This window comes from Salmonella sp. 741265055_HSA (assembly GCF_046569525.1).
Classification (GTDB): domain Bacteria; phylum Pseudomonadota; class Gammaproteobacteria; order Enterobacterales; family Enterobacteriaceae; genus Salmonella; species Salmonella enterica.
This window is the reverse complement of sequence record NZ_JBKFSQ010000033.1, coordinates 1-13,372: the sequence shown is the minus strand read 5'-3', so window position 1 is coordinate 13,372 and position 13,372 is coordinate 1. Positions and strand designations below refer to the sequence as shown.

Annotated in this window: 9 protein-coding genes; 3 read left to right on the top strand and 6 right to left on the bottom strand. The window is 54.8% G+C overall.

Features of this window, described 5'->3' with window-relative positions; all coding sequences use genetic code 11:
- The first annotated feature begins 8 nt into the window (after window positions 1-8).
- Window positions 9-584, top strand: coding sequence for a Fe-S biogenesis protein NfuA (gene nfuA / locus ACLD4K_RS17035; RefSeq protein WP_000619387.1), 576 nt, complete (start codon window positions 9-11; stop codon window positions 582-584).
- Window positions 585-960: 376 nt separating this feature from the next.
- A complete protein-coding gene (gene gntT / locus ACLD4K_RS17030; RefSeq protein ID WP_001131737.1) occupies window positions 961-2,277 on the top strand; it encodes a gluconate transporter in 1,317 nt (438 codons plus the stop codon).
- Between the two features lie 118 nt (window positions 2,278-2,395).
- On the opposite strand, the gene malQ is transcribed toward gntT, so the two are convergent.
- Window positions 2,396-4,474, bottom strand: coding sequence for a 4-alpha-glucanotransferase (malQ, locus tag ACLD4K_RS17025; RefSeq protein WP_108638884.1), 2,079 nt, complete (start codon window positions 4,472-4,474; stop codon window positions 2,396-2,398).
- A 9-nt stretch (window positions 4,475-4,483) separates the two neighbouring features.
- Entirely contained in the window at window positions 4,484-6,877 is a 2,394-nt protein-coding gene (malP, locus tag ACLD4K_RS17020; RefSeq protein WP_080095297.1) for a maltodextrin phosphorylase, read from the bottom strand.
- Window positions 6,878-7,471: 594 nt separating this feature from the next.
- On the opposite strand from malP, the gene malT reads away from it, so the two are divergent.
- Window positions 7,472-10,177 carry an HTH-type transcriptional regulator MalT gene (malT, locus tag ACLD4K_RS17015; protein WP_411012203.1) on the top strand — a complete coding sequence of 902 codons (2,706 nt, stop codon included), beginning with the start codon at window positions 7,472-7,474 and terminating at the stop codon, window positions 10,175-10,177.
- A gap of 87 nt (window positions 10,178-10,264) precedes the next feature.
- On the opposite strand, the gene ACLD4K_RS17010 is transcribed toward malT, so the two are convergent.
- The 4 genes from ACLD4K_RS17010 to rtcB all read right to left on the bottom strand — a co-directional run bounded on the left by ACLD4K_RS17010 (window position 10,265) and on the right by rtcB (window position 13,297).
- A complete protein-coding gene (locus ACLD4K_RS17010; RefSeq protein ID WP_001526148.1) occupies window positions 10,265-10,540 on the bottom strand; it encodes a type II toxin-antitoxin system YafQ family toxin in 276 nt (91 codons plus the stop codon).
- Window positions 10,541-10,542: 2 nt separating this feature from the next.
- Window positions 10,543-10,803: a type II toxin-antitoxin system RelB/DinJ family antitoxin gene (locus ACLD4K_RS17005; protein ID WP_411012202.1), complete on the bottom strand. Its 261-nt coding sequence runs from the start codon at window positions 10,801-10,803 to the stop codon at window positions 10,543-10,545.
- Window positions 10,804-11,059: 256 nt separating this feature from the next.
- Complete coding sequence (rtcA, locus tag ACLD4K_RS17000) at window positions 11,060-12,079, bottom strand: RNA 3'-terminal phosphate cyclase (RefSeq protein WP_411012201.1); 1,020 nt, start codon at window positions 12,077-12,079, stop codon at window positions 11,060-11,062.
- Window positions 12,080-12,082: 3 nt separating this feature from the next.
- On the bottom strand, window positions 12,083-13,297 hold the full coding sequence (rtcB, locus tag ACLD4K_RS16995) for an RNA-splicing ligase RtcB (RefSeq protein WP_001105529.1): 1,215 nt from the start codon (window positions 13,295-13,297) through the stop codon (window positions 12,083-12,085).
- Window positions 13,298-13,372: the final 75 nt, after the last annotated feature.

Below are 13,372 nucleotides of genomic sequence, written 5' to 3'. Positions count from 1 at the left end.
CCATTACTATGATCCGTATTTCCGATGCTGCACAAGCGCACTTTGCCAAACTGCTGGCAAATCAGGAAGAAGGGACGCAAATCCGCGTATTTGTCATTAATCCCGGCACTCCTAACGCAGAGTGCGGCGTTTCTTATTGTCCGCCCGACGCCGTAGAAGCCACCGATACTGCACTAAAATTTGACCTGTTGACCGCTTATGTCGACGAGCTGAGCGCGCCCTATCTGGAAGACGCGGAAATTGATTTCGTGACCGACCAGCTAGGTTCTCAACTCACATTGAAAGCGCCAAACGCGAAGATGCGCAAAGTGGCCGATGACGCGCCGCTGATGGAGCGCGTGGAATATGCTCTGCAATCGCAGATTAACCCACAGTTGGCGGGCCACGGCGGTCGCGTCTCGCTGATGGAAATTACCGATGAAGGCTATGCAATTCTGCAGTTTGGCGGCGGTTGTAACGGTTGCTCGATGGTTGACGTCACGCTGAAAGAAGGGATCGAGAAACAGTTGCTGAATGAATTCCCGGAACTGAAAGGGGTTCGCGATCTGACCGAACACCAGCGCGGCGAGCACTCCTACTACTAAGATTTTCCCCGCATCCATGCCCGATGGCGCTTGCGCCTGTCGGGCCTTGTCTGCCCCACCGTAGGCCGAATAAGGCGTCTACGCCGCCATTCTGCGCCATCAGCCACATCTCAGAACAATGGTTCTTCTTCTTTCGCCGATAACATGACCTGTGTCTCATAATTTAAATTTTGCCTGCCAGGGTCATTTTCAACACCCATATGTTACCCGTATCATTCTTATGGGCACCTAACATCCATATAACATCTGACTACGCTCATTCGTTTCAACGGTAATCAGTATTGGTGCTATTGCGACTCTGTTCCCGTCGGGAACAACAGGAATTTGTCGTCGAAACAATGACGTTACCCATAACAAAGTAAAGGCCAGGTAAATCATGCCATTAGTCATCGTTGCTATCGGTGTTATCTTGTTACTTCTTCTGATGATCCGCTTCAAAATGAACGGATTTATCGCCCTTGTCCTGGTAGCGCTCGCTGTCGGGTTGATGCAGGGAATGCCGCTGGATAAAGTCATCGGCTCCATCAAAGCCGGTGTCGGCGGTACGCTTGGCAGTCTGGCCCTGATTATGGGGTTCGGCGCCATGCTGGGCAAAATGCTTGCCGACTGCGGCGGCGCTCAACGTATCGCCACTACCCTGATCGCGAAATTTGGTAAAAAGCATATTCAGTGGGCCGTAGTGTTAACCGGCTTTACCGTCGGCTTCGCTCTGTTCTATGAAGTGGGCTTCGTTCTGATGCTGCCGCTGGTATTCACCATTGCCGCAGCGGCGAATATCCCGTTACTGTACGTCGGCGTGCCGATGGCCGCGGCGCTCTCCGTCACACACGGCTTCCTGCCGCCGCACCCGGGTCCAACCGCGATCGCCACGATTTTCCATGCCGATATGGGTAAGACGCTGCTGTTTGGTACGATTCTGGCGATCCCGACCGTGATCCTTGCCGGACCGGTTTACGCCCGTTTCCTGAAAGGCATCGATAAGCCGATCCCGGAAGGCCTGTACAGCGCGAAAACTTTTACGGAAGAAGAGATGCCGGGCTTTGGCGTCAGCGTCTGGACGTCGCTGGTTCCGGTTATTCTGATGGCGATGCGTGCGATTGCCGAGATGATTCTGCCAAAAGGCCACGCTTTCCTGCCCGTTGCCGAGTTCCTGGGCGACCCGGTAATGGCTACGTTAATTGCCGTACTGATTGCGATGTTCACCTTTGGCCTGAACCGCGGGCGTTCCATGGATCAGATTAACGATACGCTGGTCTCTTCCATCAAAATTATCGCCATGATGCTGCTGATCATCGGCGGCGGCGGCGCGTTCAAGCAGGTGCTGGTCGATAGCGGCGTGGATAAATACATCGCTTCAATGATGCATGAAACCAATGTCTCTCCGCTGTTGATGGCGTGGTCTATCGCGGCGGTGCTGCGTATCGCGCTGGGCTCTGCGACTGTCGCGGCGATTACCGCAGGCGGCATTGCGGCGCCGCTGATCGCCACTACCGGCGTTAGCCCTGAACTGATGGTTATCGCGGTCGGTTCCGGGAGCGTGATTTTCTCTCACGTCAACGACCCAGGCTTCTGGCTGTTCAAAGAGTATTTCAATTTGACTATCGGCGAGACCATTAAATCCTGGTCGATGCTGGAAACGATCATCTCCGTCTGCGGCCTGATCGGCTGTCTGCTACTGGGTATGGTGGTTTAAGCGAGGCGGCTTGTAGGCCGGATAAGGCAGCAATTTGCGCCAGGATTGCCTGATGGCGCTGCGCTTATCAGGCCTACGTGCTCTCACCATCATAAAGCCGGGGAAATCCCCGGCTTTATTACTTCTTCTTCGCGGCCGCTTTTCGGCGCTTATCCAAATCCTTAATCAGTTTGTTTACGCCCTCATCGGCAAACATGGCCTCAAGAGATGCAGACAATTTCCGCCGCCAGTTTTTATACTGATCGCTGGTGCCCGGTACGTTAACCGGATCGGCCATATCCAGCCAGTCTTCCGGCTGAAGCCCCAACAGACCGCTGTTACTGTCGGCGATATAGCGCTGAAGCCCGCGATTTAGCGTTGGCGTCATCGACATTAACGATGCCTTATGCCCGGCGCGTTTTGGCAGACAGCCATATTTATGCAGCGCGTCCAATAGCCCCTGTTTCGCCCGCTCGCGATCCTCATACAGCCCGCGCAGAATCACTTCATCCGGATAAAGCCCCAGAGCTTTACCCAACGTCAGGTCACCGCATTCCCAATAGCCGCGCAGCGTGGGGAGATCGTGCGTCGAGGCGACAGCCATCGATTGTTGCGGATATGCGCCTGGCGCGCGGAAGTTTTTCTCAAGGTCATTTTCAAACCACAGCACTTTATAAGAATAGACCCCGCTATCGCGCAGCTTGCCGACAATCTCAACTGGCACCGTCCCCAGATCTTCGCCTATCACCATACAACGGTGACGTTGGCTCTCCAGCGCCAGAATAGCCAACAGATCGTCAACCGGATAATGGACGTAAGCCCCCTGATCCGCTGTTTCGCCATACGGTATCCACCACAGACGCAGCAACGACATAACATGGTCAATGCGCAACGCGCCGCAGTTTTGCATATTGGCGCGCAGCAGGTCGATAAAGGGCTCATAGGCCCGGGCGACAATAATATGCGGGTCCATTGGCGGCAGCCCCCAGTTCTGACCGAGCGGGCCGAGGATATCCGGCGGCGCGCCGACAGATGCTTTCAGGCAGTACAGCTCCCGGTCGCACCAGGTTTCCGCGCCGCCTTCCGCTACGCCAACCGCCAGATCGCGGTACAGACCAATCGGTAGTTTAAAACTCTGGCAGGTATCCCAGCAGGCGGCGAATTGGCGCCAGGCCAGCCACTGAAGCCAGAGGTAAAACTCCACCTCTTCGCGGTGCGCTTCACAGAATTGTTTTACAGCGGAAGACTCTACCGACTGGTACGCCTCCGGCCAGGCTGGCCAGCCCCAGCGCTGCTCATCCTCTTTTACCTGATACGCATGCAGCGCGTCGAATGCCGCCTGCCAGTAAAGGCTCTCGCCTTCGCGGGCGATAAAGTGACGAAACTCCGCCATTTGCGCATCGTCGCGAGCGGCAAACCGCGTCCACGCCATCCGCAGCGCCGTAATTTTCAGCGCGGTAACGGTAGCGTAATCCACCCATTGCGCATCGCGTGCCTGTCGCAGCTTTTGCTGTGTGGCGGGCATTTGCCACCATGCCTGCGCCTCTTCGCTCAGGCGGAAATCTTCGACGGCGTTGACGTCGATATATATCACGTTCAGCCAGCGACGAGACGAGGGGCTGTAGGGACTGGCGCTCTCCGGATTCGCCGGATAAAGCGCGTGGATCGGGTTCAGGCCGATAAACGCGCCGCCGCGTGTCGCCACGTCGACCAGCATCGACTTCAAATCGCCGAAATCGCCAATACCCCAGTTTTTTTCTGAACGCAGAGTATAAAGCTGGACGCAGGCCCCCCACAGTTTTTTCCCTTCCAGCAGCGCCTGCGGCTCATAGCATCGCGGCGGGGCGACGATAATCCGGCAGTGCGTACGCTGTTCATCCAGGGTCAACGTCAGGGTGTGGTAGCCCTCCGGCAATGTAGCCGGAAGGTTAAGTTTTTTACCGCCCGTCACGCGCCCTTTGTAATGCACGCCCTCTTCCGTAGTCAGCAGCCAGGCAAACTCACCGCGTCCCTCTACCGGCAACGCCATTTTTTTACCCGCGGTATAAACCTTCACATTCGGCACGACCGCCTGTGGTCCTGTTGTCGTGCCGTGCATCGCCGCCAGCAAACGTCTCTTGGTTTCAGCGCCAATAGACTGCGGTTTGCCATGAGCATTGATGTAACTGGGGCTGATCCCCGCCGCCAGCGCGGCACTATCGAGACGTTTATTTTCCATCGCGCTCCCTTAGCGTTTTGCCTGCCAGATACGGGCCTGATAATCGCGAATAGAGCGATCGGAACTGAACATACCGCAGCGCGCGGTATTGAGGATCGCGGCGCGCGTCCACGCTTCCTGGTCGCGATACAGCGCATCCACCTGCTTTTGCGCCTCGACATAAGCGGCGAAGTCCGCCATGACCAGGTACGGATCGCCCCCCTGTTTGCCGAGGCTATGCAGCATCTGGTCAAAGGCATGTTTATCGCCATCGCTGTATTGACCGCTTTCCAGCTCTTTTAGCACCGCATCCAGCACTTTGTCTTTTTTACGCCATTTCACCGGATCGTAGCCTTTGGCTTTGAGCGCCTTGACCTCTTCCACAGTATGGCCAAAGATAAAGATATTCTCTTCACCCACCTTCTCAGCGATTTCAACGTTAGCGCCGTCCAGCGTTCCCACAGTCAACGCCCCATTCAGCGCCAGTTTCATGTTGCCGGTGCCGGACGCCTCTTTCCCGGCAGTGGAAATTTGCTCGGAAATATCCGCCGCCGGAATGAGCATTTCCGCCGCCGAGACGCAGTAATCCGGCAGGAAAACCACCTTCAGCTTATCACCCACCGCCGGGTCGTTATTAATGGCTTCCGCAACCTTATTGATAGCAAAAATGATGTTCTTCGCCAGGTAATAGCCCGGCGCCGCCTTCGCGCCAAACAAGAATACGCGCGGTACGCGGTCAGCCTGCGGGTTTTCGCGAATCTCTTTGTACAGCGCCAGAATATGCAACAGATTCAGATGCTGACGCTTGTACTCGTGCAGACGTTTGATCTGAATATCAAAAATCGCATGGCTCGAAATCTCAATCCCGGTACGGGCCTGGATAAATTTCACCAGCCGTTCTTTGTTCGCCCGCTTGATGTCGCGATACTGCTGACGGAATGTGGCGTCGTCAGCGTATTTTTCGAGGTTGATCAACTGGTCGAGATCGTTAGCCCACTCTTTTTTCAGCGTTTTATCCAGCAACGCCGCAAGCTGCGGATTGCACTGTTTGATCCAGCGACGCGGCGTAATGCCGTTGGTGACATTGTGGAATTTGTTCGGCCAAAGCTGGTGATATTCCGGGAACAGATCTTTCACCACCAGATCGGAGTGCAGCGCCGCCACACCGTTGACCGCAAAGCCGCTGACCACGCACATATTGGCCATGCGTACCTGACGGTCGTGCACCACCGCCAGTTTTGCCCATACCTGCTTATCGCCAGGCCAGGTGTTATCGACCAGCGTCTTAAAGCGATCGTTAATCTGCTTGATAATCTGCATATGACGCGGCAGCAGCGCTTTCACCAGCTTCTCATCCCAGCACTCCAGCGCTTCCGGCATCAGGGTGTGGTTGGTGTAGGCGAAGGTTTTGCTGGTGATAGCCCAGGCGTCATCCCAGCTCAGTTGGTGCTCGTCAATCAGCACGCGCAGCAGTTCCGGAATGGCGATGGTCGGGTGAGTATCGTTCAACTGAATGACCTCGTAATCCGCCAGCTCATGCAGTTTGCGTCCGGCCAGATGATGGCGACGCAGAATATCCGCTACCGAGCAGGCGCACTGGAAGTATTGCTGCATCAGACGCAGTTTTTTGCCCGCCGTGTGGTTATCGTTGGGATAAAGCACCTTCGTCAGTTTTTCCGCATCGATACCCTGCTGTTCCGCCCGCAGGAAAGCGCCGTCGTTGAATTTGGTCAGATCAAACGGATGCGCGTGGGTCGCCTGCCACAAACGCAGCGGTTGCGCGACGCCGTTACGATAGCCTAACACCGGCAGATCCCAGGCCTGGCCTGTAATCACAAAACCTGGCTCCCAGCGCCCTTCTTTGGTGACTTTACCGCCGATCCCAACCTGGACGTCCAGCGCCTCGTTGTGGCGGAACCACGGATAGCTGCCGCGATGCCAGTCATCCGGCGCTTCCATCTGCTTGCCTTCAACAAATGACTGACGGAACAGCCCATACTGGTAGTTCAGACCATAGCCCGTAGCGGACTGCCCGACGGTGGCCATCGAATCGAGGAAGCAGGCGGCCAGACGTCCCAAACCACCGTTGCCGAGCGCCGGATCGACTTCCTCTTCCAGCAGATCGGTCAGATTAATATCGTGCGCTTTCAGTACATCGCTAACGTCCTGGTACCATCCCAGATTTAACAGGTTATTTCCCGTCAGGCGGCCAATCAAAAATTCCATCGAAATGTAGTTCACATGACGCTGGCCTTTCGTCGGCTGCGCTACCGGTTGCGCGCTCAGTAATTCCGCCAGCGCGCCGCTAACGGCCTGCCACCACTGACGAGGCATCATGTCGGACGCCGACAGTAAACCGAAACGCTGCCACTGACGCGTCAGGGCGGCCTGGAATTGATCTTTATTGAAGGTTGGCTGTGACATAGGAAATCCGTCCTCGGGTAATAAAACAACGTTATCGCTAGTTTGCCAGGCTCGATGTTGACCTTCCTCCTCCCGGCAATGATTAGGGAGGGAGGAGGAGCGGGGATGAGCATAAAAGTGTGATCGCCGCCACTTACCCCTGTATAAACGCGCCGATTCCTGTCAACGACACCCAGTGTTACGCATAATCAAATGAATAAACAGAAATAACAGTAAATCGCGAAGGGGTATTTTCGAAAGATTATATGAACGCCGAAATAGTTTCTTACCTGAAATATTCAGCGGCGGGAGATTCACTCACTAAACATAATTAATTAAACGCCTGGTATCGCCATTGTGTTAAATCCGGATGATGTCCAGGACATTATTTACAATAACGAAAATATGACCTCAGCCCAGCTCTGACGCTCGTTTCAACCGCGCCGAATACTTTTTTAATACCGTTATTTAGAATTGTGACAGAGTGCAAATTCAGACACATAAAAAGTCTGCTTAGCTTGCATTAAAATGCTTTCTGGCCGACCTTATATCTATTAATTACGAAGCGCAAAAAAAATCGCAGTTCCCCCCATTTCCCACAGTGAAGTGATTGCTATGTTGATTCCGTCTAAATTAAGTCGTCCGGTTCGTCTCGACCATACCGTGGTTCGTGAGCGGCTGTTGGCTAAACTTTCCGGCGCGAACAATTTCAGGCTCGCCCTGGTAACCAGTCCTGCTGGCTATGGGAAAACCACGCTTGTCTCACAGTGGGCGGCGGGCAAAAATGAATTAGGCTGGTACTCTCTCGACGAAGGCGATAACCAGCAAGAGCGATTCGCCAGTTACTTAATTGCCGCTATCCAGCAGGCCACCGGCGGACACTGCACTACCAGCGAAGCGATGGCGCAAAAACGTCAGTACGCCAGCCTGACGTCCCTCTTCGCACAGCTCTTTATTGAACTGGCGCAGTGGCATCGCCCGCTTTATCTGGTGATTGACGACTACCATTTGATTACCAATCCGGTGATTCACGACGCGATGCGCTTTTTCTTACGGCATCAGCCGGAAAATTTCACCCTGGTGGTGTTATCGCGTAATTTACCGCAACTGGGCATCGCTAACCTGCGCGTGCGCGATCAGCTGTTGGAAATCGGTAGCCAGCAGTTGGCTTTTAACCATCAGGAAGCAAAGCAATTTTTTGACCGTCGTCTTTCGTCGCCCATTGAAGCCGCTGAGAGCAGCCGCATGTGCGATGATGTGGCCGGTTGGGCCACTGCGCTACAGTTGATCGCCCTCTCCGCGCGCCAGAACCATACCTCTGCGCATCACTCCGCCCGCCGTCTTGCCGGGATTAATGCCAGCCACCTTTCTGATTATCTGGTGGACGAAGTACTGGATAATGTGGATGTCAGCACCCGACATTTCTTACTTAAAAGCGCGATCTTACGCTCAATGAATGACGCGTTGATCGTGCGCGTGACCGGCGAAGAAAATGGCCAGATGCGGCTGGAGGAGATTGAGCGTCAGGGGTTATTCCTGCAACGCATGGACGACACAGGCGAATGGTTTAGCTATCACCCGTTGTTTGGTAGCTTTCTGCGCCAGCGTTGCCAGTGGGAACTGGCGGCGGAACTGCCGGAGATCCACCGTGCGGCCGCGGAAAGCTGGATGGAACAGGGTTTTCCCAGCGAAGCTATACATCATGCGCTGGCGGCGGGTGACGCGCAAATGCTACGCGATATCCTGCTTAACCATGCGTGGGGGCTGTTTAATCACAGTGAACTGGCGCTGCTGGAAGAGTCATTAAAAGCGCTGCCGTGGGAAAGCCTGCTGGAAAATCCGCGGCTGGTGTTGTTACAGGCCTGGCTGATGCAAAGCCAACACCGCTACAGCGAAGTGAATACGCTGCTGGCGCGCGCCGAGCAAGAGATCAAAGGGGTCATGGACGGCACGCTACATGCTGAATTTAACGCGCTGCGCGCCCAGGTCGCCATCAACGACGGCAATCCGGAAGAAGCAGAGCGGCTGGCGAAACTGGCGCTGGATGAGCTTCCTCTCGCCTGGTTTTATAGCCGCATTGTCGCGACCTCCGTTCACGGCGAAGTGCTGCACTGTAAAGGCGATCTCAGCCAGTCTTTATCGCTGATGCAGCAAACTGAACAAATGGCGCGCCATCATGACGTCTGGCATTACGCGCTGTGGAGCTTAATTCAACAAAGCGAAATTCAGTTCGCCCAGGGATTCCTGCAGGCCGCATGGGAAACGCAGGAGAGAGCCTTCCAGTTGATCAAAGAGCAACATCTGGAACAACTGCCGATGCATGAGTTTCTGGTACGTATCCGCGCGCAATTGCTGTGGGCGTGGGCGCGCCTTGACGAAGCGGAAGCCTCGGCGCGCAGCGGTATCGCTGTGCTGTCCACCTTCCAGCCGCAACAACAGTTGCAGTGCCTGACGTTACTGGTGCAGTGCTCGCTGGCGCGCGGCGATCTGGATAATGCCCGTAGTCAGCTTAACCGACTGGAAAACTTATTAGGCAATGGCCGTTATCACTGCGACTGGATCTCTAACGCCGATAAAGTGCGTGTCATTTACTGGCAGTTAACCGGCGACAAAAAATCCGCCGCCAACTGGTTGCGCCATACGCCCAAACCGGCGTTTGCCAATAACCATTTTCTGCAAGGACAATGGCGGAATATCGCCCGCGCGCAGATCCTGCTGGGCGAATTCGAGCCTGCGGAAATCGTGCTGGAAGAGTTAAATGAGAATGCCCGTAGCCTGCGCTTAATGAGCGATTTAAACCGCAATCTGCTGTTACTCAATCAGCTTTACTGGCAATCCGGGCGGAAAAACGACGCCCAGCGCGTATTGCTTGATGCCTTACAGCTTGCCAACCGCACCGGATTTATCAGCCATTTTGTGATTGAAGGCGAAGCCATGGCGCAACAATTGCGTCAGCTTATCCAGCTCAATACGCTGCCGGAGATGGAGCAGCATCGCGCGCAGCGCATCCTGCGAGAGATTAACCAACATCACCGGCATAAATTCGCCCATTTTGACGAGGGCTTCGTCGAGCGCCTGCTTAACCATCCGGATGTCCCGGAGCTTATTCGCACCAGCCCGCTCACCCAGCGTGAATGGCAGGTGTTAGGGCTTATCTATTCCGGTTACAGCAACGAACAGATTGCCGGCGAACTGGCGGTGGCCGCAACCACCATTAAGACGCATATCCGCAACCTCTACCAGAAACTCGGCGTCGCGCACCGTCAGGACGCGGTACAGCACGCGCAGCAGTTGCTGAAGATGATGGGGTACGGGGTTTGAGGCAAAACAGGCAACGCTCTGGTGTGTAAATTTGTTTAATCATAAAACCTGAAAGCACCGGTTAACATATGGGCAAAAACGGTGCCTTCAAAATAAATCGGCATGCGTTCCTGTTCGTTCAAATCGCAGGCATTCATCCGTTATCTTATAAATAAGAATCCAGTCAGGCTCAATATGGGCATCCCGGTATCCGCTATATGAACCTTGTAACGGGTGATCTTTATAAATGGCAGGAAGGGGAAAAGGGTGGTGAATCAGAAGCGTCATAAGTGTTTTAAGTTTGCCGACATCCTTATGACGCTTTTGTGCCCGTTTTACATCTTTCTGGAACTGTCCCGAATATTCAATTTCCCTTTGCCCCATAGTCAGATCCCTAACTGGTCAAACAAATCATCAGCATCTTTGGCTTTATGAATATCAACGCCAGCTTCGCTATTTTCTATCGTTCGGGACGTTAACTCATTGGGTATGCGCAAATCAAAAGGCAATGCCTTTTCACGCGCAACTTTAGTCAGTGTAATCCGCATCAAATCAGAAATGGTTAACCCCATTTCAGCTAAAACATCTGCCGCCTGATTCTTCAGCGTTTCGTCGATACGGGCACGAACAAGCGCATTTGCAGCCATCGATTAGTCTCCTGTACTGTGTCTCTATACAGTTCAAATTGTAGCTCAACTGAGACACACATACAAACAGGGCCTGGATGTTTGCCTTGCAATGCTCGTAAAGATGACTTAGAGCCTATCCCATTAGGGCTATTTTACTTGCCATTCTGGTCCTGGGCAGTGCTCAAAATCCTCACGTACTACGTGTACGCTCCGGTTTTTGCGCGCTGTCCGTGTCCAAACTGGCTGCGCCAATAACGCCTGGTGGGATAGGCTCTTAGTCGCTTACCCGGACAAGATAGCCACTTTCGGTTAATTCACAGGAAAATCTGACCGGCAAAAACCGTTCCACCACCGCAATATTGGTAAGCAAGTGAGCGGAAGCCCGCGCCACGGTAAACGCGCCTTCGCCCGCCAGCGCCAGCGGTAAAATCAGCTGGTCGGCCAGATGCTCTCCCACCGCCGCCGGGCTTGCGAGATAGCGCCGCGCTTCATGCGCAACCTGATTAGCTACCGCTTCCGCGCTGGTGCCTTTTACGCCGAACGCGGCGAACAGTTCGGTCAGTTGTTCGCTTTGAATCATCAGCGACAGCGCATTGCCCGGCCCGCAGCCGCCTTCCAGCGCAACGACGTTTTTCTCCGCCAGCGGGAAGTGGGCCTCCAGCGTTGCGACTTCACGTTCGCCAACGTGGTAAGGAACCGCCGCCAGCAAAGCTTCGGCGGTGGTGCGCAGCGTCTCGCCGCGCGATATCAGCGTTAGCCCGCGTAAAGAAGCCGCCGGTTCGACGACCGTTGCCGCCGCGCCGCCGCCTGCCGGATAAAAGCCGTGTTTTATCAGCGTGGTGCGCTGGCTGATGCCCATCCTCGCCAACAGCGGCTCCCAGACGCGGCAGATAAAATCGGCGCTGGGCGCGGCCTGATTATGCGTCCCGCCGTGAACCTCCACGCGGGATGAACCATCGGCAAACCACAGCGCGGGCAGGACGGTTTGCAGCACCAGCATACAACTGCCCGCGCTGCCAATCGCGAAACGGTACTCGCCGCCGCGAATCGGCCCCGGCGTAAAACGCAACTGTTGCGAGCCCAGCTCGTCGCCGTTCACCTGCGCGCCGCAGATTTCCGTCGCCGCCCGCACCGCCGTTAAATGCTGGCGCAGCAGCCCCGGTTTGGCGCGCCCGGCGCGGATGCCGCTCATTTCAAACGGCTGGCCGGTTATCATTGATAAACTCAGCGCCGAACGCAAAATCTGCCCGCCGCCCTCTCCCTGTGCGCCATCCAGCGCGATGATCCTTACCATTTTCTATCCTTTAACGCACACCACCTGCCGCAGGGTGTACATGATTTCCACCAGGTCAGACTGCGCCGCCATCACCGCATCAATATCTTTATACGCCATTGGGATCTCGTCGATCACGTCCGCATCTTTACGGCATTCGACGTGCGCGGTGGCGCGAATCTGATCGTCAACGCTAAACAGTTTCTTCGCTTTCGTTCGGCTCATCACACGTCCGGCGCCGTGGCTGCACGAACAGAACGACTCTTCGTTACCCAGCCCGCGCACGATAAAGCTTTTCGCTCCCATCGAACCGGGAATGATACCGAACTCACCGCGCCGCGCCGAAACCGCCCCTTTACGCGTCACATAGATCTCTTCGCCAAAGTGCTGCTCTTTTTGCACATAGTTATGGTGGCAGTTGATCTCATCCATATCGAGGGCGATCGGTTTTTCCACGCAGCGCTGGAGCGCCGCCAGCGCGTTTTCCATCATCGCCTCGCGGTTCAGGCTGGCGAATTGCTGCGCCCAGTGTACCGCTTTCAGGTAATCGTCAAAATATTCGCTTCCTTCATTAAAATACGCCAGATCGCGGGACGGCAGCGTTTCTAACTGCTCTTGCATTTCTTGCTGCGCCAGGCCGATAAAATAGGTGCCGATGGCGTTACCGATCCCGCGCGAACCGGAGTGCAGCATGATCCATACCCGATCGGTTTCATCCAGACAGATCTCAATAAAGTGGTTACCGGTTCCCAACGTTCCCAAGTGCTTATAGTTATTGGTATTCAAAAAGCGCGGATATTTTTGCGTTAGCCACTGATATCCCGCTTCCAGTTGCGCCCATTTTTCATCAACATTGGCGGGCGGGTTTCCCCATGCGCCCACATCGCGACGCCCGCGTCCGGTGGTACGCCCGTGAGGCACAGCGGCCTCTATGGCGCTACGCAGTTCCGCCAGATTTTCCGGCAGATCGGCCGCCGTTAAGCTGGTACGCAGCGCGTTCATTCCACAACCGATATCCACGCCCACCGCCGCCGGAATAATCGCCCCTTTCGTCGGGATCACGCTACCGATGGTCGATCCTTTCCCCAAATGCACATCCGGCATGACGGCAATATGTTTGAAAATAAACGGCATTTTCGCCGTATTGATCAGTTGCTGACGGGCATCGTCTTCTACCGGTACGCCTTTGGTCCACATTTTTACCGGTGCGTTCTGGGTGGTCATTAATTCGTAATTCATTATTTTTTCTCAATTTATTTGTTAAGAGCCTATCCCACCAGGCGTTATTGGCGCAGCCAGTTTGGACACGGACAG

Excerpts from the sequence above, each read along its gene's own strand:
- nfuA (WP_000619387.1), top strand. The coding sequence starts at position 9 with ATGATCCGTATTTCCGATGCTGCACAAGCGCACTTTGCCAAACTGCTG.
- gntT (WP_001131737.1), top strand. The coding sequence starts at position 961 with ATGCCATTAGTCATCGTTGCTATCGGTGTTATCTTGTTACTTCTTCTG.
- malQ (WP_108638884.1), bottom strand. The coding sequence starts at position 4,474 with ATGGAAAATAAACGTCTCGATAGTGCCGCGCTGGCGGCGGGGATCAGC.
- malP (WP_080095297.1), bottom strand. The coding sequence starts at position 6,877 with ATGTCACAGCCAACCTTCAATAAAGATCAATTCCAGGCCGCCCTGACG.
- malT (WP_411012203.1), top strand. The coding sequence starts at position 7,472 with ATGTTGATTCCGTCTAAATTAAGTCGTCCGGTTCGTCTCGACCATACC.
- ACLD4K_RS17010 (WP_001526148.1), bottom strand. The coding sequence starts at position 10,540 with ATGGGGCAAAGGGAAATTGAATATTCGGGACAGTTCCAGAAAGATGTA.
- ACLD4K_RS17005 (WP_411012202.1), bottom strand. The coding sequence starts at position 10,803 with ATGGCTGCAAATGCGCTTGTTCGTGCCCGTATCGACGAAACGCTGAAG.
- rtcA (WP_411012201.1), bottom strand. The coding sequence starts at position 12,079 with ATGGTAAGGATCATCGCGCTGGATGGCGCACAGGGAGAGGGCGGCGGG.
- rtcB (WP_001105529.1), bottom strand. The coding sequence starts at position 13,297 with ATGAATTACGAATTAATGACCACCCAGAACGCACCGGTAAAAATGTGG.